We start from the raw sequence: 22,732 nt of genomic DNA, 5'->3' as shown, positions 1-22,732 counted from the left end.
TTGCCGGGAGACCGTATTGACGGCAGCCGTCCCCAACGCCCACATTGATCCGGGAGCCGGGGGGACCGCAGGGGGGACCGTATGGCGCGTGGGGAGGGCCGCCCGGCGGCGTACGCCGCGCCGGGTCCGGCGGCCGGTGACGCGCGTGCGCCCTCGGACGCGAAGGACGGGCCCGGCGACTTACGCGACCGCGGCGACTCGATGTTCCGCAACGCGTACGCGTTGATGCTCTCCACCGGTGTCTCCGCCGCCCTCGGTCTCGGCTTCTGGCTGGTCGCCGCCCGCCACTACACCGACGAGGCCGTCGGCCAGGGCTCCGCCGCCATCGCCGCCATGCGGCTGCTGGCATCCCTGACCGCGACCACCATGATCGGCGCGGTGGTGCGTTACGTGCCCCGGGCCGGGCGGGCGACCGGGGCGCTCGTGTGGCGGGTGTACGCGGTCAGTTCGGCCGTCGTCTGCCTCGCCTGTGTGGTCTTCCTGCTGACCCTCGACCTGTGGGGCGCCTCTTACGCGCCGCTCGGCGGCCTCACCGCCGGGCTGCTGTTCACCGCGTCCTGCGTCGGCTGGGCGCTGCTGACCCTCCAGGACGGGGTACTGACCGGGCTACGGCGGGCGTTCTGGGTGCCGGTCGGCAACGCCGCGTTCTCCCTCGGCAAGCTGCTGCTTCTCGTCGCGTTCGCCACGGCGCTGCCCGTCCTCGGTGTCTTCGTCTCCTGGGCGGCGGCCATCGCCCTGTCCGTACTGCCGCTCGGCTGGCTGGTGTTCCGGCGGCTGATTCCCCGTCAGGCCGCCGCCGACCGGGACCGGGAGCCGCCGCGTACGGCCGAGATCGGGCGGTTCCTGGCCGGTGACTCGGTCGGCGCGCTGTTCAGCCTGGCGATGATCAACCTGCTGCCGGTGATGGTGGCCGTCCGCTTCGACGCGGCGCACAACGCGTACTTCTACACCGCCTACACCGTCGGCGGCACGATGGAGTTCATGGCCATCAACATGGCCTCCTCCCTGACCGCGCACGCCTCGCACTCCCCCGAGCGGCTGGCCGAGGGCGTACGGGGGGCGCTGCGCCGCATGACCGTCCTGCTGGTGCCCGTGGTGCTGGTCCTGGTGGTCTTCGCGCCGCGGATCCTGGCGCCCTTCGGGGCCGACTACGCCGAGCACGGGTCGACGGTGCTGCGCCTGCTGGCCGCCGCCGCGCTGCCGCGTGTGGTGGTGGAGTTGTACATCGGCGTGCTGCGTGTCCAGGGCCGTACGGGCATGCTCGCCGCGCTCCAGGGCGCGATGTGCGTGTCCGTCCTCGGCAGCGCGGTGCTGCTGCTCGGTCCCGCCGGGATCTCCGGGGCGGGGCTGGCGATGCTGCTGTCCATGACGCTGGTGGCGCTGTTCGCGGCGCCGGGGCTGCGGTCGGCGCTGCGCGGTCGCGGGGAGCACGGAAACGGCCGACGGGACGGGAGCCCCGCACAGGGCCGGGGGCGCGAACAGGGCCGGGGCCGCGCGGAGGAGTACGGGACGACGTGGGCGCGCGAGGCCGCCGAGCGGGGCCGGCGGCGGGGCGGCGGGCCGCTGGACGCGACGGAGGAGGCCGCGTACCGGGCGGCGTGGGCGCGGGGGACGACGTACGCGCCGAGCGGGTACGACACGGCGACCCCGGCCTTCGGGCTGCCCGTGCACATACCGCCGAAGGCCGCCGCCCCGGCGGAGGAGCGTTTCGGGTCGGAGGGGCACGTCGAGCCGCCGGAGCCCGCGCCGGCCAGCGGGCCGCGCGGAAAGGGGCCCGGCGCGGCCCTCGCGCTGTGGCCGCTGCTCCTCCTGGCCGCCGGGCTGTTCTGGGTCCCCCTGCGGGACGCGGCGGAGCTCGGCGCCGGGCCGGTGCCGGGGGCCCGGCTGCTCGCGGCGCTGCCGCCGTGGTCCCTCGGGGGCGGAGTGCTGCTGGTCGTGGTCCAGTGCGCGGCCGTGGCGCTCGTACGGTCGCGTCCGCTGCTGCTCGCCGCCGGGACACTGGCGTTGTTCGGCGCGCTGCACGGCGCCCCGGCGCTGCTCGGTGTACGGCCCCCGGCGCTCGCCGGCCCCGGGCATCGGCCCCTCGTCGACGCGCTCGCCCAACTGCCTTGGCCGGAAAAGGTGTTGGACCGCCTCCCGACCACCCTGCCGATTTCCGGGTCACTTGACCCGCCGGGCCTCCTGCCGGTCCTGCTCCCCCTCCTGCTCCCGGTCCTGCTGCAAGTGCTCTGCCTGGGGTCGGCCGCCGTCGTACTCCGCGCCGCACGCCTGGACGGGCGGGTCGTGGCGTCGGTGGTCTGGGTGCTCGCGGTGGCGGGTTGGGCGGCGCAGCGCGCCTTCGCGGACGTCGCCGTGCCGGTCTCGCTGGGGCTGCTGGGCCTTGCCGCCACCGCCGTACTCGCCCGTATCACCATCGGGAAGTCCCGCACGCGGAGCTGAGCGTTTGCGCATGTCCGATATGTGCGTTGAACTTATTTATGTACGAGAAACCAGCTTCCTCCTGAGAGGACAAGGCATGTCCACCGAGACCACCGCCCGTGACGTCACACAGGACATCGACATCGAAGCGGTCCTGAGCCCGAGCGAGGCCGAAGGGACCTACCGCGACAGCCGCGAGAGCCTGGCTCTCGCGCTCATCGGCGGCGCCGGAGGGCTTCTGCTCTCCCCGCCGACCCCGCGCCCGAAGAAGGGCTGACGGGAGAGTCGAATGAAGCAGTCAGGTACCCCTCCCCGCCTGGCGGGTGTGGTGCACGACCTTGCTTCAGAGGTGGTCTCCGTCCTTCGGGACGGAGGCCATTCCTCTGTGGTGGGGGGCACCGTCGCCACCCTCGCGGACGACCGGCTCGGCCTGGCGGCGGTGCGCGTGCTGGGCGCCGACCTCCTGCTGCCCAGCGTGCTCGCGCGCCGCCGGCCGCTCCCGGACGACCTCGCGGTCTTCCAGCGCGCCGTCCACGCCTTCACCCCCGGCGCCTCGTCGTCCGAGACGACGGTCTGGAGCCACTGGGCGATGACCCAGACCCTGCACCGGCTCGACGGGCCCGCCGCCAAAGCGGGCGCCGGGCCCGACGCGACATGGCTGGACAGCCTGGAGTGGCCCCGGCTGACCCACCAGTTGTCCCTGCTCGGGGCGCTGGCCGTACCCGGCGCCGACTCGGCGGTGGCACGGGCCGTCGCCCGCCGGCCGGTGGACGTGGCGCGGGGCTTCGTACGCGCCGTACGCCGGCGGGACTGGCTCCAGGCGGCCGGCGCGGGGCGCTGGCTGACCGTCGTCGAGGGGGTGCCCGAGACGCTGGGGCTGGAGGCGGGGCTCGCGTTCGTCGGGCAGATGGCCGGGGCGGACGCGCGGGTCGGCCTGCATCTGCACGCGGCACGCCACATCCGCGCCGAGGTCGGGGCATGAGCACGCCCCGGACCGCCGAGCCGCGCGAGTGGTCGGTCCCGGCGCGGACGCCGGGCGAGTCCTGGGCGTCCCGGGTCTCACGGACCACCCTGGAGTGGGTGGACGTCCACCGGGTCTCCTTCCGGCTGCCGGACGACGTGCTGGCCCCGTACGCGAACGTCAACCGGACCCTCAAGCCGCTCGGCGAACTGGCCCAGCTCTCCTTCTCGATCCGGGAGCGCAGCGCCCCCGGATCGGAGCGGCTCCGGCGCGCCTCGGCGCTGCTGGACTTCGCGTGGGAGCAGACCGGGCGGGGGCAACTCTTCCTGGATCTCCAGCGGGGCGAGCCCTTCACGACGTACCCGCTGGAGATCTACGCGCCCTTCGCGTCGGCGGGTCTGCGGCACCCGGGCTTCGAGGAGGTGGCGGCGACGGTGAGCGGTACGCGCGGCTGGGCGCGGATCGAGCAGGAGCCGAACCGTCGCCTCGGGGTGCTCAACTCCGAGCGGCGGGTGGGTCTTCCGCCGTACGGGCAGTGGTCGGAGGCGTACGCCCGGACCTGGCTGGGCGGTCTGCCGGAGCCGTGGACCTTCGAGCGGACGGCCGGCTACGGGCTGACGCACGTCGTCTTCCATCTCACCGACTGGGGCAACGCCCCGCAGCGGATGCCCGCCGAACTGGGCCGTTATCTGGCGGCGTGGCTGCCCGCGTGGGTGGACACCTGTCTGGAGGCGGAGCAGTGGGACCTGAGCTGCGAACTGCTCGCCGTCGCCGCGTGCGTTCCTGACGCGCCGTCATATAGCGGGCTGGCGGACACCGTTGAGGCCGCCTGGGCGCGGATCGCCGCGGTCCAGGACGCGGCGGGCGGTTTCCCGGAGATCGGTTCCGGGCGTCCGGACGAGCCCCCGAGGGACTTCGCGAACTGCTACCACTCCACGCTGGTGGGCGCGTTCGGCGCCACGCTGTCCGATGTCCGTCTGGCCGCCGTACCCGGAGGCGCCGCATGACCACCGACCACACCGACGGAACGGGCAGCGCGGACGGCGCGGGCACCGGCGGAACGACCGGCACCGACGCCACGGACCCCGCGCACACGCGGCTGATCCACCAGGTCGGCGCGCAGGCCATGGAGTGGCTGCACACCCACCGCGCGGGCTTCCGGCTCGAACCCGACGTCGATCCGGAGATCGGCTTCCTGGAACGCTTCAAGCCGATCGGCGAAGCCGCCATGATCTGCGAGATCCTCTTCCGGGAGGGTGTGGCGGGCTCGCGCCAGGCGTCTCTCGCACGCGGGCTGATGGACCACCTGTGGCGCGAGGCCCTCGACGGGGGGCGTTCACTGGCTCGCGGCCAGCGGCTGGAACCGCTGTCCCCCATCCCCTTCGAGGTCTATCTGCCCTTCAAGGAACTGGGCTACCAGGAACCGGAGACCGAGCGGGCCGTCCGTCTCAACCACCGGCTCGGCAGCTGGGCCGCCCTGGAGGTGCTGCCCATGCGGCGGCTGGGCATCTCCGCGTACGAGCGGCGCTTCGGGCTCGCGCCCAGCACCCCGGTCCCCGAGGCCACCGCGCGCACCTGGCTCGCCCGCACCCCCGAACCGTGGACGGTGGAGGGGCACATCGGCTACGACATCACCCACACGGTCTTCCATCTCACCGACTGGGGCCAGCGTCCGGCCGGACTGCCGGCGGACATCGCCGGGTATCTCGCCCTGTGGCTGCCGGTCTGGCTGGACGACTGGCTGGACCTGGGGCGCTGGGACCTGCTCGCCGAACTGCTCGTCGTGGACGCCTGTCTGCCCGAACCGACCCTCGACGTGCGGGCCTGGCGCGGGCTCGCCGCCGCGCAGCAGCCCGACGGCGCGGTGCCGACGGCGGGCGCGATGCCGGAGGGCACCGGGGACGAGGTGTTCGACCTCGTCTACCACCCGACGCTGGCCGCCGCCCTCGCCTCCGTCCTGGCCACCTCACGCTCCTTGTCGCTCCTGGCGGAGCCCGTGGCGTCATGACCGGACCGGAACAGGAACCGGCGGCGGGCGGCACCCGGGGCGTCGCCCAGGTCGCGCGCGCGGCCCTCGCCGGTACGCCGCACGACCGCCTCGACGCGGCCGTGCGCGCGGTCGACGCCCCGGACGTCGTGTTCGCCATGTCCGTGCAGGGGCACCGCACCCTGCGCGCCTCGCCCGGCGCGGAGGGGCTGCGCTACGAGATCGGCTCCGCGTCCAAGCCGTACGCCGGTCTGCTGCTGGCCCACCTCGCGGGGACCGGCCGGCTCGCGTACGACGACTCCGCCGCCGCCTGCCTCGGGCCCGAACCGCCACCGTCCGTCGCGCCGATCACCCTGCGCCATCTGATCACCCACACGTCCGGACTGCCCCCGCTGCCCTGGGACTTCTACCCGCAGGCGCTGTCGCGCTGGTCGACCAACCCGTTCGCCGGATATCCCGCGCACCGCGTGGTCGACGCGTTCCTGCGCGCGCGCCCGCACCACCGGCCGGGCACCCGCTGGCGCTACTCCAACTTCGGTGTCTCCGTGCTCGGGCACGCCCTCTCCGCCGCCACCCGCACGGGCTGGGACGCGCTCCTGGAGGAACAAGTCCTGGCGCCGCTCGGCCTGTCCGCCACGTCGACGAGCCCCGCCGGCCCCGCCACCGACGCCGTCGGGCACGCGGCGGACGGCGAGAGAGAGGTCCCCCCGCTGCTCATGGGCGGCTTCGTGACGGCGGGCGGGGTCCGGGCCACCCCGCACGATCTGCTGACCTTCCTGGAGGCGCATCTGCGGCCGGAGCGCACCCCGGCGCTCGCGGACGCGCTGCGCGCGGTGCGCCGCCCCGTCCTGCGGCGCGGCCTCGGCAAGGCGCACACGCACACCCTGACCTGGTTCCAGCACCAGACCGCCGAGGGTCCGGCGTACGTCCACTGCGGGGCGACGAGCGGGCAGCAGGCGTTCCTCGGGTTCTGCCCGGGGACGGGAACGGCGGTGGCGGCGGTGGCGACCCGGCGGTTCCGGCGCGCGGACGCGTTCGTGCCGACGGCGCACGGGGTGCTGTTCGGCGCGTGAGGCTCACCCCGGCGGCTGTCCCGGCGGCGGCTGGCGGAAGTAGCCGTCCCGGCCCGCCTCGCGGTAACCGGCCAGCCCCGGGCCCTCGTTGACCGTCAGGTCGCAGTACTTCCCCGGCACCGGCCGGTTCCACTGCACCAGCGCCCTCACCTCCGGCATCGTGCGCACCGTGTAGGGGATACGGGCGTACCAGTCGCGCTGCCGTTCCGGGTCCGCCGGATCCGGGACCGTGCCGAACTCGGCGAGCATCAGCGGCTTCTCGTCCGAGACGTGGGCCCGCAGCCAGTCGTAGGTGGGGCGCTGGCTGCTCTCGAAGTCCTTCCAGTCGGTGGTGCCGTGGCAGAGGAAGTAGTTGTACTGGTCCATGCCGATCCAGTCGACGTACGCGTCGCCCGGATACAGCGCCTTCATCTCGTCCGCGCTGCCGAGAAAGCCGGAGACCGTCCACACCCACACCACGTTGTCCACTCCCAACTCCCGGAAGCGGTCGTGGAGATGGCGGTAGGCGGCGACGTACTGCGCCGGGGTGCCCGCGCCCTCCTCGATCCGGGCGTCGACCTCCTGGTCGAAGGAGAGGAAGATCCGCTTGCCGTGCCTCTCGCCGTACTCCTTGATACGGCGCGCCTGCGGGTCGACGATCTTCTCGTCGTAGCGGCCGGAGGCGAGGCCGGCCCAGCCCAGCTGGTCCTCGGTCCAGTTCTCGTGGTGCTTCTCGCGCCAGACCGTGGACTCCCAGGCCAGCATCAGCATCCGGTCCTCACCCAGCTCCCGCTCGTCGGGGGTGAGCAGTTGGCCGTCGAGTTCCGTGTTCGACATGTCGTGGTAGTTGTAGACGAGGTCGAGCCTGCGGCCGATCTTCTTCTCGAACGCGTACACGGCCCTGGTCAGCGAGCCCTCCGCCGGGCCGTCCTCGTCGTACGGGACGTACGCGCCCCACCACGCCCCGCACGGCGGCTCCAGCCGCGCGGTCGCCGCGCAGTCGTCCCCCGGCCCGTCCGCCTCGGTGGCCCAGATGCCGATCCCGGCGAGGAGCAGCGCGACGGCGGCCAGCACGACGGGGGTGTACGCCCACTTCCCGCCCCGGCCGTCGGACGCCGTCAACGGCCCCGCCCGGTGTCGGGGGTCCTCGCGCGGGCCGCCCCGCGCGTCGCGGCGGGCAGCGGCAGTCCCGGCAGGGCGGCGGCGACGGTCGTGACGGCGGCGAGGACCGCCAGGAAGGCCGTCGCGGAGAACCCGTTGAGCAGAAACAGCGCGGTGCTGACGGTGACCGCGAGCGAGAGGCTGAGCGGCGCGGCGAGGGCGACGGCCTCGATACGGGCGGCGGGGCGCAGTTTGCCGCCCTGCGGATGGAGGAGCGCGAGGCCGGGTCCGAAACAGACGAACAGCACCACCGGGGCCCAGCGCAGTGGGGAACCACCGGGCAGCGCGGTCGCGGCGAGCGCGCCCCAGCCGGCCAGGGCCAGCGGTACTCGGAGCCGTAACTGATCGACCGTCATGGGCGTGCGCCTCCGGGTGCGTCGGTGGTCCGGGTGTCCGGCCGGTACTCCAGGACGATGCCGTACGGGTGTCGCTCCACGACCCCGAACAGCGGTGAGGCGGTGAGGCGTTGGCGCAGGACGTCGAAGCCGCCCGGGGGCAGGAGACCCTCACCCGCCGCGTAGATGTCCTGCGTACGGGTGAGGACCACGTACGCGGCGGTGCCGGGCGGGATGCCGTCCGCCAGATACCTCGCGGGATCCGCCAGCATCCTCTCGTTCTCGGGGAGTTCCTGCTCGGCGAAGAACCAGTGCTCGACCCGGTCGTAGCGGTGCAGCGCCCCCGGGAACGAGCCGGTGGTGGCGAGGAGCAGCGCGCCGTCCGGCGCCCGGTCGATCGCACGGGTGACCAGCGCCGTCTCGGCGGGCGGGGTGTAGTACATCTTCTCCTTGCCGTAGTACGACGGCAGGAAGCCGGCCAGCAGGACGAGCAGCGCCACCGGCAGCACGGCGTGCAGCGTGAACGCCCGCGCCCGTCTGCGGGCCGGCCGCCAGGCGCCTCCGGCGGCGGGCACGAGGGTCGCGGCGGCGAAGAACGCGGCGCCGGGAAGCCCGAACAGGTAGACGCGGAACAGCATTTCGCCGCCGTAGTCGTTGACGACGAACAGCGGGACCGGGGCGAGGGAGACGAGCAGCAGCGGCAGCGCGGCATGGATCAGTCTGCGTCGCAGAAGCAGCGCGGTGCCCGCGAGCGCGGCGACGACGAGGACCATCAACACATTGGCGAGACCGGCCAGTTCGGGGCCGGGGCCGGTGAGTTCACCGGCGTATCCGGCCCGGGAGTTCTGGGTCAGCTGACCGAGCGAGTCGCGCAGGGTGCCCAGGGTCTCCAGGAAGAGCGGGCGTCCCATCGTCAGGTCCCACACCAGCATGATCAGCCCGGCGACCGCCAGCAGACCGTAGTTGCGGTAGCGGCGGGTGAGGGTCAGGGCGAACAGCGAAACGCAGAGCATCACGGGTGTGAGCTGGTGCGACGCGTTGATGGCCAGGATCAGCGGCGCGAGAACGGCGACACCGACGGCCCGCTGCCGGGTCCCGGTCGGCGGCGGCACGGCGGCGGACGCCGGGTCGAGGTACGACCGGTCGCGCAACCGTCCGGCCGATCCGGGCCGCACGAAGTGCCGCATGACGACGGCGAGTACGGACAGATGCAGCAGGAACGCGAAGCCCTGCGGCGCCAGATAGTCCTGCCCGACCCAGTTGGCGAGCTGAAAGATCCAGACGGCGGTCCACACCAGCCGCCAGTCCTCGGTGAAGGTGCGGTAGAGCAGTACCAGCACCGGCATCATCAGCAGACCGAGTGCGATCGGCGCCCAGTTGAGGAACACGGCCGCGCTCTCCACACCGAAGGCGCGCACCAGTCCGCCGACAAGGGTGAAGAACCCGGGCCACTGGTCGTAGGCGGACATGTTGCCCGACTGCGTGGTGTACGGCCGCAGTTCACCGCCGAGCAGCATCTGGTTGACGACGGCGTCGTGCTTCGACGCCCACGGGTACCGCACGGCCCCGTACAGCACGGCGGGCGGGGCCTTCAACGCGACAAGCAGCGCCACGCAGTACGCGGCGGGCCACCAGGGCGCGGTCCCGGCACGGCGCAGCGCGACCAGAAACCCGCAGGTGAGCAGCGCGAGGGCGGCGTAGTACGCGACGGGGAACCGGTCGAGGAGCCCGTAGTCGCCCATGGACCGGAAGCCGATACGCGGCAGGGCGTAGACCCAGAGAACGGCCGCCGCCGCCAACGGCAGCCAGGAGAGAAGGAGTTGCGGGCGTAATGGGGGCGGCAGGGTGCGCCGGGACGGTGCTGGCGGGCTGTCGGCGGTCTCCGTATCGGCCCTGACCTCGGCCGGCCGCGGCTCCACATCCGTCACGGGCACACGTGATCGCACGGTGCGCATCCCCCCACCCCGTCGGTCGCGGCCGTCACGCCGCTGTCCCCTTCAGCGAAGTATAGGAAGGTCTCTGCGCTTTTGGGCGGCTGTTGTGCCTCTCTGTCGCGAAGAGAGCGCAGCGGGTGCCCGCACCGCCGGGGAGGCTTGGAGTCTCCCCTCGGCGCGGCTACACCTACTTCAGCCGGCCCCACCTTCCAACCCCGAAGGCCATGCACCACTCCAAGTCAGCAGGAGGCTCGCCCTGTTCGAACTCGCTCACCACACCGGGCTGCGCAAGGGCGAACTCCTCGGTCTCCGCTGGGAAGACCTCAACCTCGACCGGGGCACCGCTGCCATCCGCCGCACCTTGCAGCGCACCAACACGGGCGGACTCACCACGTTGCCCACCAAGACCCGGGCCTCCGAGCGCCGCATCGCCCTTCCCGCCCGCTATCTCCAGTCGCTCAAGCACCACCACGAGGAGCAGCGGCGTGAACGGCACACGGCAGGCATCGAGTGGCAGCACAACGGGTACGTGTTCACCACGCCGCAGGGAAGAGCGATCGACCCGACCAACCTCACGCGGACCTTCACCACGCTCCTCCGCAAGGCCGGCCTTCGCCACCGATTCCACGACCTCCGCCACTCGACTGCCACCCTGCTCTTGGAACAGGGCGTCGACCTCGTCGTGATCAAGGAACTCCTCGGCCACGCCCACATCGGCGTCACCGCCACCGTCTACGCCCACGTCCGACTCCGCCTCCAGCGCGATGCCATCGACCTCCTCGGCCGCGCCCTCGACCACCCCTGACATACGTACGGCGACGGCGGCGGACAGCTGGTGTCCGCCGCCGTCGCCGTCAACTACTGCCGTCAAACGGCAAATCAGCCCCGCCGAGCGCAGCTCGACGGGGCTGATATTTGCGATCGCTAGCGTCACTCAGTGTGGCAGCCGAGACAACATCTGCGCGAGGCTGTCCGAGAACTCAGACATGTGCGATTCGGCGGCATATCTCACGGTGCAGGCGGCAGAGACCAGCTCCAGCGCCGAATAATCACCACTCGAAAGCATCCTCGCGCACATTCCTAGGGGGACTACGAAATCTGCTTGCGCACCATCCGATAGCGAATCGAGCATGTCGTCTTCCCCTGCGAGAACCAGCTCCACGATCGAACTCAACACTCCTACCACCCTTGGAGCATCTACTCCATGGGCGAGCTCAATCATGTCTTCGTATTCGGCAAACCCGAATCGATTAACCTGGAGGTGCTCTCTGGCCACATCAACCACCTTCGAAACTGATTCCCTGATGCTGCAGCCTGGGCTGACAGACCAACGCACATGGACTGGCAGGCGTGCCGTGCGCGCCACCGGGCGGCGAATTCAATCCCCGCACCTTTACCACTTCGAACGATCCCCCTCGGATCCCGGCCGCACCCTCGGCCGCCTCCGCCTGGATGAGGCACATCGTTTCAGCACATCCCGCATGGTAGCGACCCCCCTCAGGCGTGAACTGCCGCACGAGAGAATCCACTTCTCCACCGGGAGCTGGCGTCAGGTCATGACCCGAGTGACCAAAATAGGTTCGCCCTGACGGTGATGTATATTTCGCCGCAAAGAAGGGGCCATCAGTTTTATTGAAGCCAGCACGCAGACTGTCGGCATAGTCACCCAGGTTGCAGTTGTGAACCAGGACCGGCGTCGTCCCCGCCAGCACATAGTACGTGTGTGTGCTGAGGTGCTTTCATCTGCGGTTTCGCAGGTCAGCTGAATTCGGCCAGTCCGTGGGCGTGCGTGGAAGTGCGGTGTTGTGCGCACCCTGTTGCCGTCAGACGGCTACGTGCGTGAGGGCGGGGGAGTGGGCTTTGGCCGGTGTCCTGTTCGGGTTGGGGTCGGGCATGGTCAGGGGGCCGTAGGCTGTCCGGCAACTCGGGCGGGCTTTGGGCCTGACCGGAATTCTGAACGAGTGGCCCCCTGGCCTTGCCCGACGCGGGCCCCGGCCTGAACAGGTGGGTTAAAGCCCACGGAGCCGACCGGCCCCACCCGCGAGCCGCGCACCGGCCAACTCCCTGCCGCTGTCTCGCCGTCGGCCTGGCCCTCGTGGTGCAGGTGCGTCCGGGCTCGGCTCCACGCGCTGTACGAACTCGCCCTGCGCACCGGGCTCCGCAAGGGTGAACTCCTCGGCCTCCGCTTGGGAGGGCCTTGACCTCGACGCCGGAACGGCCGGCATCCGGCGCTCGCTCCAGCGGACCCCCACCGGCGGCCTTACGCACCTGCCCACCAAGACCCGCGCATCCGAACGCCGCATCGCCCTTCCCACTGAATGCCTCCACTCCCTCAAGACCCGCTGGCAACGACAGCACGAAGAACGCGGGGCAGCCGGAACGGGATGGACGGACAACGGGCTCGTCTTAACCACCCCGAAGGGCAGGCCGCTCGACCCCACCAACCTCACCCGCCGCTTCCGCCGCCTCCTCCACAAGGCCGGGCTCCGGACGATCCGCTTCCACGACCTCCGTCACTCGGCGGCCTTCTCCTCCTGGAGCAAGGAGTGGAACTCGTCGTTATCAAGGAACTGTTGAGCCACGCCCACATCGGCGTCACTGCGACCGTCTACGCGCACGTCCGAATCCGCCTCCAGCGCGATGCCATCGACACCCTTAACGAAGCGCTCGGCCAGGCCGACGACGACCCTGAAGACCCACCCATCGCAGCCGTCGTCCACTGACGTTGCCGTCACCGTTGCCGTCAAAGCCCCGAAGGCCTGCCGGAAGCATTCCGGCGGGCCTTCGGCAGATCCTCGGCGACATCAAATCCGACGGAGATCAGTCTGCTCATCCCTGAACGTCGAGACCACCCCTACCAACGGAGATGTCTCGAGAATTCCGAGAAAATTAGCCAGCGTCTCGCAATTCTTCAATCGAGGCAGAAATTAGGCCTAGATTTCCCTCTAGCCCGGCTAGCCCTTTAGCTCTCTCCAGGAAATATACGGACCGAGACCTAAGCTCGCTACTAAATAGCCCACACATGAGAATTAGGTCGATGCAAGCCGTACGAGAATCAAGCGTTGCGCTCGTTTCAAGAATCTCAACGTAGGCCGGATACCCTAGGCTGATCTCCTTCATGCACTCCGCTTCGGACGCCGGGCCGTATACGCCCGGATCCTCCTCGCTCACCACGGCGGCTGAAATATCCGAGAGAAGCCCTAGAATTAGATCTTCAGAATAGTCCGAGCAGCGCCATAGACAATGAACGAGACTAGACGCCAAGGCGGTTGAGGCTTCACATAGAAGTCCTTGCCCAAATGAGACCTGCTCTACCCGGCGCGCAGCGCCCACCGCAGCCTCCCGGCTGCCAGCGCGGGACAGCTCCCAGAGGGCATCCCCGAGTATACGAGCATCACCAGAGACCCCTTGGAGTGATCCCCAGGAATGCCGTCTCAGTTCAAGGTCCATATCGGCCTCAACCACCCTTAAGTGTTACTCATCGAAGAGTCTCAATACGTCTGAGTCGAACACTGTACCCGCCCCCTTAAACCCACTACGTCCGAACTGGCCTTCGCATGAGACGCAAATATTGATCGGCGCCCCGGTCCGAGGCCTTACGGCAGTAGTGAATACAATCTTCGACGGGTCGCCTCCGAGCTGATTGACGACGCAAGTCTCTGCGCAGACGCCCTTGGACGATGCACCTGCGGCGTACTGTCCGGTCTCCGAATTGTATCCAGCCGTGACAGTGGCTGGCCTCTTCCTATTGGAGAGCTGGGCCATTTCTCCGGCGTACTCATCTCGAAGCTCTTCTGCCTTCGACATGAGTTCATCCGGACCCAGACCTGCGCCATCTCGGGGACCTGTTCCGCAATTGTGAACCAGTACGGGCGTGGCCCCCGCCAGCACATAGTACGTGTGCTGGCCGAAGTGCTGTCATCTGCGTTTTCGCTGGTCGGCGAATTCCGGCCTGTCCGTGGGTGTGCGGGGAAGTGCCGTGTTGTGCGCCTGTGTTGTCGTCGGCGTTGCCGTCAGACGGCCACGCGCGCGAGGGTGGCGGAGTGGGCTTTGGCCGGTGTCCTGCCCGGGGAGGTGGGTAAAGCCCACGGAGCCGACCGCCCCCACCTCCGAGCCTGCCCTCGGCCAACTCCCCGCCGTCGCCTCGCCGTCTGCCTGGCGCTCGCCGGGCGGGCGCGTCCGGCTTCTCCTCGCTTCCGGCGCAACGCTGTGCTGTTTCTGTGCGGCCTGGTCGCTGGCCGGCCCGCGGTGGCGGAGCCGAGAGCGGGCCGGGTGGGCGGCCGTGCCGTGCGCGACCCGCGTCAGCGGGTCGCCTTGAAGACGTAGAGAAAGTTTGGACGCACCCCGCTTCGGCGGTACGCCGTGGCCGGTGGCTGAGCGTTCGGCTGGGCTTCTGGCCTGGTGCGATGGTCTGCGGCGTGTGGGTCCTGTTCCGGTTGCCGACGGGGCTCTATTCGGCTCGGGTGGCCTTGGCGTGGTCGGTGACGACGCGTCTGAAGAGGTCGTGGCCGATGCGTCCGGTGTGGCGGAGCGCCCAGTCCTGTGCGGCTTCCTGCTCGGCGTGGGGTCCGGATTCGGCTCCGCAGTCGGCAGTGGCGCAGAACGCCTCGTAGGTGATGCCACCTTCAGGGGCGTGGCGGATGGCGTGGGTGACGTGCCGGTAGACGGTGCGGGGGCTCGCTGGTGGCCCTCCGGGTGGCGTCGCATGTAGACGTGCACCGAAGCCGCGACCGGCACCCTCGACCACCAGCTGAAGAGGATCACCGACCTCGGGTTCGAATCCGTACCCGAGCACGCCGCCCGCATGATCCGCACCGCCTGGGCCCTCGGCGCCCGCGACGACCTCAAGTACCTGAACCTGCGCAAGTGGGCCCACAGGCTCGGCTTCCGCGGCCACTTCTCCACCAAGACCCGCACCTACCCCACCACCCTCGGCGCCCTCCGCGCTGCCCGAGCCGCCTGGCAACGCCGCCATACCCCTCCGCCCTCCCCGACCACTCTCGTCATCGCCCACTGGGCCTACGAGGGCACCGGCCTCACTCCCGACCTTGAACGCCTTGCCGCACTCATCAATGGCGGCCCGGCACGCGAACAGGCGGTGACAGCCGGTGCGTGACGACGAACTCCTCACCGTGCCCGAGGCGATGGCCCGTCTCAAGATCGGCCGCTCCGCCCTCTACGACCTGATGCGCACCCGCCGTCTGGCCTCGCTGACTATCGGCCGCGCCCGCCGCATCCCCGCCCACGCCCTGGACGACTACGTGCAGCACCACCTGGAAGAGGCCGCGCGATGACCGCCCCCAAGCGCAAGACGGCCCGCGCCAACGGTGAAGGCACCATCTACCAGCGAAAGGACGGCCGCTGGGAAGCCGCCGGCTACGTCCTCGCCGCCAACGGCACCCGCAAACGCGTCCGTGTCTACGGCAGCACGCGGAGAGAAGCCGCCGACAAACTCGCCGAGAAGATCGCCGACAGCAACCTCGGCCTCCCCGTCGCCACGGCCGACAGCACCGTCACCGACTACCTCACCTACTGGCTGGGCAGCGTCGCCATCCACCGGCTCCGCGAGAACACCCACACCCGCTACGCCGCCTGCGTCCGACTCCACCTCGTCCCCGGCCTCGGCGTCAAGAAGATCGCCCGCCTCACCGCCAAGGACGTCCGCACCTTCCTTGACCGGCTCCGCACCACCTGCCAGTGCTGCGCTCAGGGACTGGACACCGAACGGAAGAGGTGCTGCGCCATCGGCGAGTGCTGCCAGAAGCGGCTGTCCGCTTTGACCGTGACCTACGTGCACTCGGTGCTTAAATCAGCGCTGGAACACGCGGTCCGCGAAGACGAGCTGCCGCGCAACGTCGCTCGCAACGTCAAGACCACCACGCACCAGCCTAGGCGCTTCCGTCCGCTTACAGCGGCCGAGGCCCGCCAGTTCCTCGACGCCGCCCGCGCCGACCGGCTCCACGCGCTGTACGAACTCGCCCTGCGCACCGGACTCCGCAAGGGCGAACTCCTCGGCCTCCACTGGGAAGACCTCGACCTCACCACCGGAACGGCCAGCATCCGGCGCTCACTCCAGCGCACCCGCACCGGCGGCCTCACGCATCTGCCCACCAAAACCCGGGCATCCGAACGCCGAATCGCCCTCCCCACCGAATACCTCCACTCCCTCAAAGAGCACAAGCAGGCAGCAGGACACGGAGCGAGAGATCGCAGGGTCAGCGTTGAGAGACAGCGGCCTCGTCTTCATCACGCCGACCGGGCGGCCTCTCGATCCTGCCAACCTCACCCGCCGCTTCCGCAGCTTCCTCAACCGGGCCGGCCTCCGCAGCATCCGCTTCCACGACCTCCGCCGCTCGACCGCGACCCTGCTCCTGGAACAGGGCGTCGAACTCGTCGTGATCAAGGAACTCCTCGGCCACGCCCACATCGGCGTCACCGCCGGCGTCTACGCCCACGTCCGACTCCGCCTCCAACGCCAAGCCATCGACACCCTCGGCAAGGCCCTCGGGTCGACCGACGATGGACCTGAAGACCCACCTGCCCCAGCCGTCGTCCGCTGACGTTGCCGTCAAGCCCCCTCCCAAACCGCTGCTGCCCCCACCGGATTCCCCGGTGGGGGCAGCAGCGTAATTCCTCAGATGTTCTACGGGGAATCGCCCGAACAAGGCATCTCAAACCTCGACCTGCACACCTCCACGCGAGAAGTCAAGAGATTTGACGCCTATTTCTTCGATCCCTCTCGGATTGGATTCCCACGGCCGGAACCCAGCAATCGGACGCGGAGACCCACCCCCCCAAGAATCCCAAGAATCGAAGTAGATCGAAGCTCTGACTATTGGCCCATAAGGGCCAACAGCCACGGGCTCCCCAATCGATTGCTGGATGGCATCCAGCAATCGACCCACCTGGCCAGCATCGACCCTGCCCTGAGTGCTCCAACAGCCGAGCCAGGACACCGGCGGCAGTGATTCAGGGGACCGCAGGCACACCCAGGTCCTCTCGGGAAGCTCACCATCCCCACGCAGCACGTACGCCGTGAAGTGTACGGAGGACTCCAGTCGGACAGCCCACACCTCCACTAATTCCCTCCGATCATCATTTCAATGAGTGTATCCGGGTGCATCCGCCCATCCAGAACGCGGTTCCTTATCTTCTCGGTTCTGTTATTCCCGTCAGCGATATGCAGCCGGGATCCGGGAAGATTTATGTCATCCCCAGGAGCGAAGTCCCTGAACCCGGTAATTGGTTCACGTCCATTCGGCCCGCCGAATCGGATCAGGTCGTCCTTACTCAGCGATGTCACACCGCCGTGCCCTGCATCGGCGCTGCCATACATCTGCTCGCGAGTCGCAGGGTTCCCCTGGATGCGGTCCAGCATCTCACTCGCCTTTGCATAAAAACGTGTCGGCCTCTCATGGACCGGAAGGTCAGCGAGCTTTCCGTTGCAATTGTGGACGAGTACCGGCCTAGCCCCCGCCAGCACATAGTACGTGTGCTACGCGAAGCCTTTGACCTGCTTTTTCGCAGGTCAAGTGCAGTTTGCTGGTCTGGTGAAGTGCGTGGGTGTCCGTGGTTGTGCGGGGTTGTTGCCGTCGCTACTGCCGTCAGACGGTTCAGCCCAGGTACGGCCTTTCGCGCTGTTCCAGGAAGTGTTGGAGCCTGAGTTGTTGGGTGTGGTGCATCGGCAACCGCTCGATCTCTTCTGATGGCACAAACCGGAGTTCGGTGGACTCGTCGGAGATCTCCAGTTGGCCGCCGGTGATGCGGGTGGTGAAGCAGACGTTGAACTGACGGCGGACCTCACCGTCGGTGTAGGCGATGATGTGCTTCGGGTCGGTGTAAGTGCCGACCAGGCCGGTGATCTCCACGTCGAGGCCGGTCTCTTCCTTGACCTCGCGGACGGCTGTGCCGGGCAGGGAGTCGGTGAGGTGCATGCCGCCTCCGGGCAGAGCCCATAGGTCGTTGTCGCGGCGGCGCTGGAGGAGGATGCGCCCGTGGTCGTCGGTGACGACGGCGGACGCGGCGACGACCATGCTGTTCGGCCTGGGGGCGTTCGGGTCGTCGTAGTACTCGGTGCGGGCCACGGTCAGCCGTCCTCTCGTACGGGTGTTGCCGTCGTCCACACGGCGTCGAAGCTCTCGGCGTAGGTGTCGAACATGCCGCCTGTCTCGTGACGGCGAAGATGCCATACGGGGGCGGCGTAGGCGTTGACGCCCCAGACGTGTGCGTTGACGAGTTGCTGGTCGTCGGCGCGGTAGAGGGAGTTGTAGAGCGTGGTGCCATGGGTGCGGACTTCGATGCCGGGGGTGCCGGCGAGGGGCCTGTAGTGCATGAGGGCGAGGCAGCAGCGGGATTCGATGCCGTGGCCGAACCGCTCCTCTTGGCCGCGGGCTTGGACGTTGTCGCTGTCGGGGTCCCCGATCGCGATGCGGACGGTGCAGCCTTCGGCGGCGCGTTCGGTGAGGAGTTCGTTCAACCGGGGGTACGCCTCGTGGAGGAAGACGGCCGCGTAGACGAGGATGTCGATCTGTTCCCGGGCCTGGGTCATCAGGTCGGTGAACGTCGAGACGGGGATATCGGCCCGCTGTTCGTAGAGCGCGACCAGCTCGGGGCTGATGGCGCGGGCGGGGCGGGCCTGGCGGAGCGCCGGCCAGAGTGCGTGCACGTCTTCTCCCAGGGCCTTGGCCGCCTGGAGGGCGGTGGCACGACGTGGGATACGCCCGAGGTTCACCCAGCGCTCGACCGACTTCGGGTCGACCTCGACCTGCTGAGCGAGTACGGCGTACGTCCAGCCTCCCGCCGCCATGACGGCTCGTAGTCTCTCGTTCGGCACGAGTCTCCCCCTTCGTCTCAGGACGGCACCAGGGACGTTCTACACGGCGTGGGACGTCCTGAAGTGGGGTTTGGTGGAGGTTCCTTCGTCCCGGTGACCGGCGTAAGGATCGGTGCCGACCCTGCGGCACCAACAGGCCCAGGGGCACGCATCAACGCCGCCGAGGAGCGTCACCGTGCGAATGAGCGCCACCCCATGTGTTCCCGCCCTGCGACTGGACGCCCGGTCGCGGACCGCCTCGCCGGGGTGGTCCCGATGACGGTCCCCACCCCTGATGCCGACGGGCACACCGTCTCGCCCGATGCCGGCGCCCTGGTGGTCGACCGGCGGAGCGGCAAGGTGGGCGTGGTGATGGGGCATGTGGGGACGTACGTGCAGCTTCGGCCGCCGCGCGGTGGGCGGGAGTGGGACGTGCCACCCGAAGACGTACGTTCGCCGACTCCGACGGAGGAGTTGAGCGCGAAGGTGGCCGTGGCCAACCGGAGGTGGGGACGGTGACCCCTCGCTCGGTCCTGCGCTACGAGACCTGGAGTATCCAGCCCGACCGCGAGCCGGACGCGGAGCCGGTCCTTTACGCCTCTTCATCGGACTTGCCGCTGAGCCGTACTGCTTCCTCGTCCGCCTGGCGCTGGGCGATGCTCTCGTCGAGCATCTCGTTGTAACGGTTGAGGAGCTGATCGCGCGGGCTGAGTTCGCGGACGAAGACGCCTCGGCCTTGCACGGAGTAGATCAGCCCTTCCTCCTTGAGGACCCGCAAGGCGTTCTGCGCGGTGGAGTTGGCGATGCCGAACTGTTCCTGCATTTCGCGGGCAGGCGGCAGCTTGGCACCGGGTGCGAGCTGGCCGTCCTGGATCTGCTTGCGGAGCGTGTTCGCAGTCCGCACATATGGGGGGCGGGGATCGTCAGCGGGGCTGGTGGCGGTCTGCGATCCGCGCTGACGATCCCCGAGGCCTGTGTACGCGGGATCGGACTCGCCGGGATCAGCCCCGTCGTTTGCCGCTGGGGTCTCCGGCTCCCCTTCGGCCGGTGTCTCCTGCGTGCGGACGTAGCTGCCCCTGCCGAGGACGGAGTAGATCAGCCCCTCGCGCTTGAGGAGCCGCAGGGCGTTTTGGACCGTGGAGCTGGCGATGCCGAAGCGTCGTTGCAGTTCGCGTGCGGCCGGAAGGCGCTCGCCTGTGCCACACCACCACCGCCGACACCACGACCGGCGAGGCCCTGCGTTCCTACGCCTCCTCCGACGAGCCCACAGGCAGCCTGCTCACCACGTGCGGCAACCGCCGCGCCTCCCGTTGCCCGGCCTGCTCCCGCCTCTACGCCGCCGACACCTACCACCTCATCCGCGCCGGCCTCTCCGGCGGCAAGACCGTGCCCGACGCCGTCCGCACCCACCCCCGCGTCTTCGTCACTCTCACCCCGCCATCCTTCGGCCCCGTCCACAACCGCCTCACCACCCCCGGCGGCGACATCCGGCCCTGCCGCTGCCGCAAGCTCCACGAACTTAACGACGCCCTGATCGGGACGCCGCTGAACCCCGCGACGTACGACTACGAAGGCGCGGTCTTGTTCAACGCCTACGCCTCCACGCTGTGGGCCCGCTTCACCACCTACCTGCGCCGCGAGATCGCCGCCGGGCTCGGCATGACCCAGAAGGCGGCCCGCGCGGTCCTGCGGGTGTCCTTCGCCAAGGTCGCCGAGTACCAGCAGCGCGGTCTGGTCCACTTCCACGCCGTCATCCGACTCGACGGCCCGGACGGCAGCAGCCAGCCCCCGCCGCCGTACGCCACCGTCGCCGTACTCACCAAGGCCGCCCGCGCCGCCGCCGCGCGGGTCCGCGTCACGGTCGCCTCGGATGCGGTCGGGGAACGCGAACTCGGCTGGGGCGAACAGTTCGACGTGCGCGAGATCGCCTCCTTCGGCACCGACGCCGAACTCACCGACCAGGCCGTGGCCGCCTACGTGGCGAAATACGCCACCAAGTCCGCCGACGCCTCCGGCACCCTCGACCGCGCCCTGTTCTGCCGCCCCTGCCAGGGACGCGGCGCCACCGTCCTCCCCCACGGGACCCCGCTCCCGTGCACCGCCTGCGGCGGCACCGGGCAGGCCCGGCCGTTGCCCCGGCTCGCCGTCGCCCGGCACGTGCGGCAGATGATCCGCACCTGCTGGGAGCTGGGAAAGCTGCCGGAGTTCGCCGATCTCAAGCTCTGGAAGTGGGCGCACATGCTCGGCTTCCGGGGCCACTTCTCCACCAAGTCCCGCAGCTACTCCACCACCCTCGGCGCGCTGCGCGACGCCCGCCGCGCCTGGCGCACCGAACAGGCCCGCACCCACACCGGCCTGCCCGAGCCGGACCCGACGACCACGCTCGTCGTCGGTCGGTGGGACTACCTGGGCTCGGGCTACAGCCCCGGCGCCGCGCTCCTCGCGGCCGGCGTGTGGCACCGCAAGGAACTGGAACGGCAGTTCATCGCGGAAGGGGGCTGCTGATGATCCCGCCCCCGCCCACCGTCCTCCGCACGGAGGTGGCACCGGCGCTGGATCTGCTCACGGTGCCCCAGGTGATGGCCCGCCTCCAGCTCGGCCGTTCCGCCGTCTACGACCTGCTCCGCTCCGGCCAGCTCACCTCGATCACCCTCGGCCGCGCCCGCCGCATCCCCACCCACGCCCTCACCGACTTCATCCGCACCCGCCTCGAACAGGAAGCCGCCGCCTGATGACCACACCCCGCGACACCCCCGCCTCCCGCCGTATCCGCGCCAACGGTGACGGAACCGTCTACCAGCGCAAGGACAGCCGCTGGGAGGCCGCCGGATATGTCCTCGCCCGCGGCAACACCCGCAAGCGCGTCCGCGTCTACGGCACCACCCGCAAGGAAGCCCTGGCCAAGCTCACCGAGAAGATCGCCAACAGCAACCGCGGGGTCCCCGTACCCTCCGCGCAGGGCAGCCTAGCCGCGTACCTGACGTACTGGCTGAAGGCCGTTGCCGTCCACCACCTCCGCGAGAACACCCACACCCGCTACACCGCCTGCGTGAACAACTACCTCATCCCCGGCCTGGGCAAGAAGAAGCTCGCCAAGCTCACCGCCAGGGACGTCCGCACCTGGCTCAACCAACTCCGCACCACCTGCCAGTGCTGTGCCCGCAGCATCGACGCCGGCCGCGATCAACCCCGTTGCTGCGCCACCGGAACATGCTGCTCCAAACGGCTCTCGCCGCTGACGCTGACCTACATCCACTCCGTCCTCAAGTCCGCCCTGGAACACGCCGTGCGCGAGGAGGAGATCCCGCGCAACGTCGCCCGCAACGTCCGCACCGGCACGCCTCGGCCCCGACGCTTCGAACCACTCACCGCTGAAGAAGCCCGCCATTTCCTCGCCGCCGCGAACGAACACCGGCTGCACGCCCTGTTCGAACTCGCTCTCCACACCGGGCTCCGCAAGGGTGAACTCCTCGGTCTCCGCTGGGAAGACCTCAACCTTGACCGGGGCACCGCTGCCATCCGCCGAACATTGCAGCGCACCAACACAGACGGCCTCACCGCTTTGCCAACCAAGACTCGGGCCTCCGAGCGCCGCATCGCCCTCCCTGACCGCTGCATCCAGTCGCTGAAGCACCGCCACGAAGAGCAGCAGAGCGACCGTGACACGGCGGGCGCCGAGTGGCAGCACAACGGGTACGTGTTCACCACGCCGCAGGGAAGAGCGATCGACCCGACCAACCTCACCCGGACCTTCACCACACTCCTCCGTAAGGCCGGCCTCCGCCGCATCCGCTTCCACGACCTCAGACACTCCACCGCCACCCTGCTCCTGGAACAGGGCGTCGAACTCGTCGTGATCAAGGAACTCCTCGGCCACGCCCACATCGGCGTCACCGCCACCGTCTACGCCCATGTGCGACTCCGCCTCCAGCGCCAGGCCATAGACACCCTCGGCACCGCCCTTGACATCCCTGGCAACGACGAGTCGACCCGCGACAACGGCGATGACCCGCCGCTGTGCGGAGCCACCGTCCACTGACGTTGCCGTCAACTACTGCCGTCACTCACCGCA

General features: G+C 69.7%; 22 protein-coding genes and 3 pseudogenes. 16 read left to right on the top strand and 9 right to left on the bottom strand.

Annotated features, from left to right (window positions below; translation table 11 throughout):
* Positions 1-81 precede the first annotated feature (81 nt).
* The 6 genes from OG875_RS19415 (at position 82) to OG875_RS19390 (ending at position 6,439) form a co-directional block, all read left to right on the top strand.
* Positions 82-2,439, top strand: a complete 2,358-nt coding sequence (locus OG875_RS19415) for a lipopolysaccharide biosynthesis protein (RefSeq protein WP_330175485.1) — start codon at positions 82-84, stop codon at positions 2,437-2,439.
* 76 nt (positions 2,440-2,515) lie between these two features.
* Positions 2,516-2,695, top strand: a complete 180-nt coding sequence (locus OG875_RS19410) for a hypothetical protein (RefSeq protein WP_330175484.1) — start codon at positions 2,516-2,518, stop codon at positions 2,693-2,695.
* A gap of 12 nt (positions 2,696-2,707) precedes the next feature.
* Complete coding sequence (locus tag OG875_RS19405; protein ID WP_330175483.1) at positions 2,708-3,400, top strand: hypothetical protein; 693 nt, start codon at positions 2,708-2,710, stop codon at positions 3,398-3,400.
* Positions 3,397-4,386 carry a DUF6895 family protein gene (locus tag OG875_RS19400; protein ID WP_330175482.1) on the top strand — a complete coding sequence of 330 codons (990 nt, stop codon included), beginning with the start codon at positions 3,397-3,399 and terminating at the stop codon, positions 4,384-4,386. Before OG875_RS19405 ends, OG875_RS19400 begins: the two co-directional genes overlap by 4 nt.
* Before the next feature lie 119 nt (positions 4,387-4,505).
* Positions 4,506-5,387 carry a DUF6895 family protein gene (locus tag OG875_RS19395; protein WP_330177816.1) on the top strand — a complete coding sequence of 294 codons (882 nt, stop codon included), beginning with the start codon at positions 4,506-4,508 and terminating at the stop codon, positions 5,385-5,387.
* A complete protein-coding gene (locus tag OG875_RS19390; RefSeq protein WP_330175481.1) occupies positions 5,384-6,439 on the top strand; it encodes a serine hydrolase domain-containing protein in 1,056 nt (351 codons plus the stop codon). Before OG875_RS19395 ends, OG875_RS19390 begins: the two co-directional genes overlap by 4 nt.
* Before the next feature lie 3 nt (positions 6,440-6,442).
* Here the strand turns inward: OG875_RS19390 and OG875_RS19385 are convergent, their stop codons facing one another.
* Genes OG875_RS19385 through OG875_RS19375 form a run of 3 tightly spaced genes read right to left on the bottom strand, consistent with a single transcriptional unit; the run spans position 6,443 to position 9,842 of the window.
* Complete coding sequence (locus tag OG875_RS19385; protein WP_330175480.1) at positions 6,443-7,540, bottom strand: glycoside hydrolase family 26 protein; 1,098 nt, start codon at positions 7,538-7,540, stop codon at positions 6,443-6,445.
* Positions 7,537-7,935, bottom strand: a complete 399-nt coding sequence (locus OG875_RS19380) for a hypothetical protein (RefSeq protein WP_330175479.1) — start codon at positions 7,933-7,935, stop codon at positions 7,537-7,539. Before OG875_RS19380 ends, OG875_RS19385 begins: the two co-directional genes overlap by 4 nt.
* Complete coding sequence (locus OG875_RS19375; protein WP_330175478.1) at positions 7,932-9,842, bottom strand: hypothetical protein; 1,911 nt, start codon at positions 9,840-9,842, stop codon at positions 7,932-7,934. Before OG875_RS19375 ends, OG875_RS19380 begins: the two co-directional genes overlap by 4 nt.
* A gap of 250 nt (positions 9,843-10,092) precedes the next feature.
* Between OG875_RS19375 and OG875_RS19370 the strand changes: the two are divergent.
* Positions 10,093-10,653: pseudogene (locus tag OG875_RS19370) on the top strand (site-specific integrase); the annotation flags it as partial.
* Positions 10,654-10,782: 129 nt separating this feature from the next.
* Here OG875_RS19370 and OG875_RS19365 read toward each other — a convergent pair.
* Positions 10,783-11,124, bottom strand: coding sequence for a hypothetical protein (locus OG875_RS19365; RefSeq protein WP_330175477.1), 342 nt, complete (start codon positions 11,122-11,124; stop codon positions 10,783-10,785).
* A gap of 841 nt (positions 11,125-11,965) precedes the next feature.
* Here OG875_RS19365 and OG875_RS19360 point away from each other — a divergent pair.
* Positions 11,966-12,571: pseudogene (locus tag OG875_RS19360) on the top strand (site-specific integrase); the annotation flags it as partial.
* 1,727 nt (positions 12,572-14,298) lie between these two features.
* Here the strand turns inward: OG875_RS19360 and OG875_RS19355 are convergent.
* Positions 14,299-14,643: a DUF7848 domain-containing protein gene (locus OG875_RS19355; protein WP_330175476.1), complete on the bottom strand. Its 345-nt coding sequence runs from the start codon at positions 14,641-14,643 to the stop codon at positions 14,299-14,301.
* On the opposite strand from OG875_RS19355, the gene OG875_RS19350 reads away from it, so the two are divergent.
* From OG875_RS19350 to OG875_RS19340, 3 genes and pseudogenes are all read left to right on the top strand, one after another.
* On the top strand, positions 14,599-14,964 hold the full coding sequence (locus OG875_RS19350) for a replication initiator (RefSeq protein ID WP_330177815.1): 366 nt from the start codon (positions 14,599-14,601) through the stop codon (positions 14,962-14,964). The two genes, OG875_RS19355 and OG875_RS19350, sit on opposite strands and share 45 nt — an antisense overlap.
* Positions 14,957-15,142 carry a helix-turn-helix domain-containing protein gene (locus tag OG875_RS19345; RefSeq protein ID WP_330175475.1) on the top strand — a complete coding sequence of 62 codons (186 nt, stop codon included), beginning with the start codon at positions 14,957-14,959 and terminating at the stop codon, positions 15,140-15,142. Before OG875_RS19350 ends, OG875_RS19345 begins: the two co-directional genes overlap by 8 nt.
* Positions 15,139-16,408: pseudogene (locus OG875_RS19340) on the top strand (tyrosine-type recombinase/integrase). The gene OG875_RS19345 and the pseudogene OG875_RS19340 overlap by 4 nt, the downstream one beginning before the upstream one ends.
* A 518-nt stretch (positions 16,409-16,926) precedes the next feature.
* On the opposite strand, the gene OG875_RS19335 reads toward OG875_RS19340, so the two are convergent.
* The 3 genes from OG875_RS19335 to OG875_RS19325 form a co-directional block, all read right to left on the bottom strand.
* Positions 16,927-17,226: a hypothetical protein gene (locus tag OG875_RS19335; protein ID WP_330175474.1), complete on the bottom strand. Its 300-nt coding sequence runs from the start codon at positions 17,224-17,226 to the stop codon at positions 16,927-16,929.
* 235 nt (positions 17,227-17,461) lie between these two features.
* A complete protein-coding gene (locus OG875_RS19330; RefSeq protein WP_330175473.1) occupies positions 17,462-17,932 on the bottom strand; it encodes an NUDIX domain-containing protein in 471 nt (156 codons plus the stop codon).
* A 2-nt stretch (positions 17,933-17,934) separates the two neighbouring features.
* Positions 17,935-18,654 carry an XRE family transcriptional regulator gene (locus OG875_RS19325; protein WP_330177814.1) on the bottom strand — a complete coding sequence of 240 codons (720 nt, stop codon included), beginning with the start codon at positions 18,652-18,654 and terminating at the stop codon, positions 17,935-17,937.
* Positions 18,655-18,927: 273 nt separating this feature from the next.
* Between OG875_RS19325 and OG875_RS19320 the strand changes: the two genes are divergently transcribed.
* Entirely contained in the window at positions 18,928-19,179 is a 252-nt protein-coding gene (locus tag OG875_RS19320; RefSeq protein WP_330177813.1) for a hypothetical protein, read from the top strand.
* Entirely contained in the window at positions 19,086-19,343 is a 258-nt protein-coding gene (locus OG875_RS31030; protein ID WP_443079142.1) for a DUF7848 domain-containing protein, read from the top strand. Before OG875_RS19320 ends, OG875_RS31030 begins: the two co-directional genes overlap by 94 nt.
* Here the strand turns inward: OG875_RS31030 and OG875_RS19315 are convergent.
* On the bottom strand, positions 19,253-19,564 hold the full coding sequence (locus OG875_RS19315) for a winged helix-turn-helix domain-containing protein (protein WP_330175472.1): 312 nt from the start codon (positions 19,562-19,564) through the stop codon (positions 19,253-19,255). The two genes, OG875_RS31030 and OG875_RS19315, sit on opposite strands and share 91 nt — an antisense overlap.
* 269 nt (positions 19,565-19,833) lie before the next feature.
* Between OG875_RS19315 and OG875_RS19310 the strand changes: the two genes are divergently transcribed.
* The 3 genes from OG875_RS19310 to OG875_RS19300 are packed head-to-tail and all read left to right on the top strand — an operon-like array spanning position 19,834 to position 22,699.
* Positions 19,834-21,165 (top strand): replication initiator, encoded by a 1,332-nt coding sequence (locus OG875_RS19310; protein ID WP_330175471.1) that lies wholly within the window; start codon positions 19,834-19,836, stop codon positions 21,163-21,165.
* Entirely contained in the window at positions 21,165-21,392 is a 228-nt protein-coding gene (locus tag OG875_RS19305) for a helix-turn-helix domain-containing protein (RefSeq protein ID WP_330175470.1), read from the top strand. Before OG875_RS19310 ends, OG875_RS19305 begins: the two co-directional genes overlap by 1 nt.
* Positions 21,392-22,699, top strand: a complete 1,308-nt coding sequence (locus tag OG875_RS19300; protein WP_330175469.1) for a tyrosine-type recombinase/integrase — start codon at positions 21,392-21,394, stop codon at positions 22,697-22,699. Before OG875_RS19305 ends, OG875_RS19300 begins: the two co-directional genes overlap by 1 nt.
* Positions 22,700-22,732 lie beyond the last annotated feature (33 nt).

Source organism: Streptomyces sp. NBC_01498, assembly GCF_036327775.1.
Taxonomy (GTDB): Bacteria; Actinomycetota; Actinomycetes; order Streptomycetales; family Streptomycetaceae; genus Streptomyces.
The sequence above is the reverse complement of the archived record's forward strand: the minus strand, read 5'-3'. Positions and strand labels throughout refer to the sequence as shown.

What these genes read in the sequence shown, in the direction of transcription:
- OG875_RS19305 (WP_330175470.1), top strand. Translation starts at nt 21,165, where the DNA reads ATGATCCCGCCCCCGCCCACCGTCCTCCGCACGGAGGTGGCACCGGCG.
- OG875_RS19325 (WP_330177814.1), bottom strand. Translation starts at nt 18,654, where the DNA reads ATGGCGGCGGGAGGCTGGACGTACGCCGTACTCGCTCAGCAGGTCGAG.
- OG875_RS19380 (WP_330175479.1), bottom strand. Translation starts at nt 7,935, where the DNA reads ATGACGGTCGATCAGTTACGGCTCCGAGTACCGCTGGCCCTGGCCGGC.
- OG875_RS19415 (WP_330175485.1), top strand. Translation starts at nt 82, where the DNA reads ATGGCGCGTGGGGAGGGCCGCCCGGCGGCGTACGCCGCGCCGGGTCCG.
- OG875_RS19390 (WP_330175481.1), top strand. Translation starts at nt 5,384, where the DNA reads ATGACCGGACCGGAACAGGAACCGGCGGCGGGCGGCACCCGGGGCGTC.
- OG875_RS19300 (WP_330175469.1), top strand. Translation starts at nt 21,392, where the DNA reads ATGACCACACCCCGCGACACCCCCGCCTCCCGCCGTATCCGCGCCAAC.
- OG875_RS19395 (WP_330177816.1), top strand. Translation starts at nt 4,506, where the DNA reads ATGGAGTGGCTGCACACCCACCGCGCGGGCTTCCGGCTCGAACCCGAC.
- OG875_RS19410 (WP_330175484.1), top strand. Translation starts at nt 2,516, where the DNA reads ATGTCCACCGAGACCACCGCCCGTGACGTCACACAGGACATCGACATC.
- OG875_RS19335 (WP_330175474.1), bottom strand. Translation starts at nt 17,226, where the DNA reads ATGCTGGACCGCATCCAGGGGAACCCTGCGACTCGCGAGCAGATGTAT.
- OG875_RS19400 (WP_330175482.1), top strand. Translation starts at nt 3,397, where the DNA reads ATGAGCACGCCCCGGACCGCCGAGCCGCGCGAGTGGTCGGTCCCGGCG.
- OG875_RS19405 (WP_330175483.1), top strand. Translation starts at nt 2,708, where the DNA reads ATGAAGCAGTCAGGTACCCCTCCCCGCCTGGCGGGTGTGGTGCACGAC.